The 2626-nt window shown below is 73.0% G+C and carries 3 protein-coding genes and 1 pseudogene; 1 reads left to right on the top strand and 3 read right to left on the bottom strand.

Features of this window, described 5'->3' with window-relative positions; translation table 11 throughout:
* Positions 1-264: pseudogene (locus tag ABD151_RS05030) on the top strand (hypothetical protein); the annotation flags it as partial.
* A gap of 3 nt (positions 265-267) precedes the next feature.
* On the opposite strand, the gene ABD151_RS05025 reads toward ABD151_RS05030, so the two are convergent.
* From ABD151_RS05025 to macS, 3 genes are all read right to left on the bottom strand, one after another.
* Positions 268-936, bottom strand: a complete 669-nt coding sequence (locus tag ABD151_RS05025) for a response regulator (protein ID WP_343991945.1) — start codon at positions 934-936, stop codon at positions 268-270.
* A 56-nt stretch (positions 937-992) separates the two neighbouring features.
* A complete protein-coding gene (locus ABD151_RS05020) occupies positions 993-1514 on the bottom strand; it encodes a flavin reductase family protein (protein WP_343991943.1) in 522 nt (173 codons plus the stop codon).
* Positions 1511-2626, bottom strand: a 1116-nt coding sequence (gene macS / locus ABD151_RS05015; protein ID WP_343991941.1) for a MacS family sensor histidine kinase, incomplete at its 5' end; no start/stop codon positions are given. The genes ABD151_RS05020 and macS, both read right to left, overlap by 4 nt.

The raw sequence follows: 2626 nt of genomic DNA, 5'->3' as shown, positions 1-2626 counted from the left end.
GCCGACGCCGACGCCGACGTCGCCGGGGCCCAGCAGGCGGCGACGGCCGCAGCGGACGAGGTCGACACGTTGGAGGCGCGCAGTCTCCAGCTCCAGGCCGAGATCGACGAGCTGCGGCGCCGGCTCGAGGAGCACGAGTCCGAGCAGGACGAGATCGACGCGGAGCTGGACGATGCCCGGGCCCACCTGCGCACCGCGCGCTCGGACCTCAGCGCAGCGCAGACGGCCCGGGAGCGGGCCGAGCGTCACCTGCGCGGTCTGTGAGCCTCACTCCGGGTCGGAGTCGTCGAGGCCCTGCTCGATCGCCCACCGGGTGAGCTGCACCCGGTTGTGCAGCTGCAGCTTGCGCAACGTGTTCTGCACGTGGTTCTGCACGGTGCGGTGGGAGAGGAAGAGCCGCTCGGCGATCTGCTTGTAGGACAGGCCCTTGGCCACCAGCCGCAGCACCTCGGTCTCCCGCTCGGTCAGCTGGGGCGTGTCAGAGGACGGCCCGTCCATCAGCCGGCGGTACTCCCCCAGCACCAGCCCGGCGAGGCCCGGGGTGAAGACCGTGTCGCCGGCCGCGACCCGGCGCACCGCGTCGATCAGCTCGCTCCGCGAGGCGGACTTCACCAGGTAGCCGGTGGCGCCCGCCTTGACCGCCGCCAGCACGTCGTCCTGCTCACCGGACGCCGACAGGATCAGCACCCGGGCGGACGGATCGGTGCGGACCACGTGCGCGGTCACCTCGACGCCGTTGGGGCCGGGGATCTGCAGGTCCAGCACGACCACCTGCGGCCGGGTGGCGGTGAAGCGCACCACCGCCTCGTCGCCGGTCGCCGCCACCGCGACCACCTGGAAGCCCTCCGCGGCCAGGTCCCGCTCGACGGCGTCGCGCCACATCGGGTGGTCGTCGACCACCATCACCCTGATCGCGCCCGCGTCCTGCTCGCTCATGTGCGCCACCGTAGACGATGCCGCCACCCCGAGGGCGCACCTACATCCCTCGGCGGCTACTTGTGCGCCGTCGGCTCCTGGTAGCGGCCGCGGCGATGCTCCAGCGGGCGCTCCTCGGGACCGATGCTGACCTGCTCGATGGTGGCGGTCACCAGCTGCGACCACCCGACCTCGCGCACCTCCTCGACCCGGACGCCGGCCCAGGTCCGCACACCCTCGAGCAGCGGCCCCCAGGCGGTCTCCGCGAACGCAGCCTGGGCGAAGAGCCCGCCGGGAGCCGGTGCCACCCCGGCGAAGGCGTCCGCGAGGTTGCGGTGCGGCCACTCCAGCAGCGCCACCACCGCGGTGTGGGTCTGCGCGAGGGTGTCGACCAACGCCGAGTCGGGGTCGATCAGTCCGAGCACCCGCCCCGGCTCGCCGGCGGCGATCATCACCGAGGAGACGGTGAGCCCGGCTCGAGCGGCGCCCGTGCCCGAGGTCCACAGCGACACCGCGCCGCCGAGGCGGCCGCGGAGCCGGCGCACCTGGTCGCGCGCGTCCTCGGGCTGAGCGAAGGGATGTCCCGGATGGATCGTCATCGTGCCTCTTGGTTGCGGGGAACACTGAACTCCCACTCGACACCCTGGCCGGGTGCGGTGGTCAGGATGGCGGTGCCGTGCAGGTCGGCGATCCGGCCACGGATCGACTCCGCGACGCCGAGCCGCCCCTGCTCGCGCGCCTGCTGCAACCGCGCGGGATCGATGCCCGGACCGGCGTCGCGGACGCTGAGCGCGACCTGGTCGCCGAGCTCCTCGACGAAGAGCCAGACCGATGCATCCGGACCGACGTGGCGGACGACGTTGGCCAGGCACTCCTCGACGACGGCGCCCAGCTCGGCTGCCACCGACTCCTCGACCATCACCCGGGCACCAGGGCCGGCCAGGTGGACCTGCAGCGAGCCACGACCGGTGCTGAGCTGCTCCAGGCGCACCATCAGGTCCGTCTCGGCGCCCTGGTGCCCCGCCGACGAGGTGACGTCCTGCTGGCGGATCAGCGAGCGCAGTGCGGTCTCCTGCTCGCCCGCGAGACGCCCCAGCTCGGCCGCCTCGCCGCCGAGCTCGCGGCCGCGGCGCTGGACCAGCGCCAACACCTGCAGCACGCCGTCGTGCACCGCGCGGGCCAGCCGGGCACGCTCGGCCGCCGTCGCCGCAGCCCGCTCCGCGACCGCCCGGGAGGCGGCCATCTCGCGCAGCGAGCCCGCCATGTAGCCGACGATCGAGCCACCGATCAACAGCAGGAAGACGTTGGCGTAGTTGGTCTGCGAGATCGAGTCGCGGATCGACAGGTCGACGATGCTGAGCAGCGCGGCAGCGAGCAGGCCGCCGATCCAGCGCCAGTGGATCGCCCAAGCCAGCAGCGCACCGGCCACCCAGAAGCCCGGCACGGAGGCGTTGAACCAACTGCCCTTGACCTCCAGCGTGGAGACCAGGGCGGCGAGCGCGACCGCCAGGTCCAGCCCCAGCAGCAACGGCGTGCGCCGTCGCGGGGCCGCATAGGCCCAGATCATCGCGACCGTCCACAGCACCAGGGCGGCGATGATCGCCAGCGCCAGGTGGGGACGGGAGAAGTTGTCGTAGCGGAACAGGTTCAGCGCCACCATGTTGGCGGTGAGCACGACACGCAGCAGCGCCAGCGCGCGGTGCAGCCGATC

The organism is Nocardioides dubius, from assembly GCF_039528155.1.
Lineage (GTDB): Bacteria > Actinomycetota > Actinomycetes > Propionibacteriales > Nocardioidaceae > Nocardioides > Nocardioides dubius.
The sequence above is the reverse complement of the archived record's forward strand: the minus strand, read 5'-3'. Positions and strand labels throughout refer to the sequence as shown.

What these genes read in the sequence shown, in the direction of transcription:
- ABD151_RS05025 (WP_343991945.1), bottom strand. Translation starts at nt 936, where the DNA reads ATGAGCGAGCAGGACGCGGGCGCGATCAGGGTGATGGTGGTCGACGAC.
- ABD151_RS05020 (WP_343991943.1), bottom strand. Translation starts at nt 1,514, where the DNA reads ATGACGATCCATCCGGGACATCCCTTCGCTCAGCCCGAGGACGCGCGC.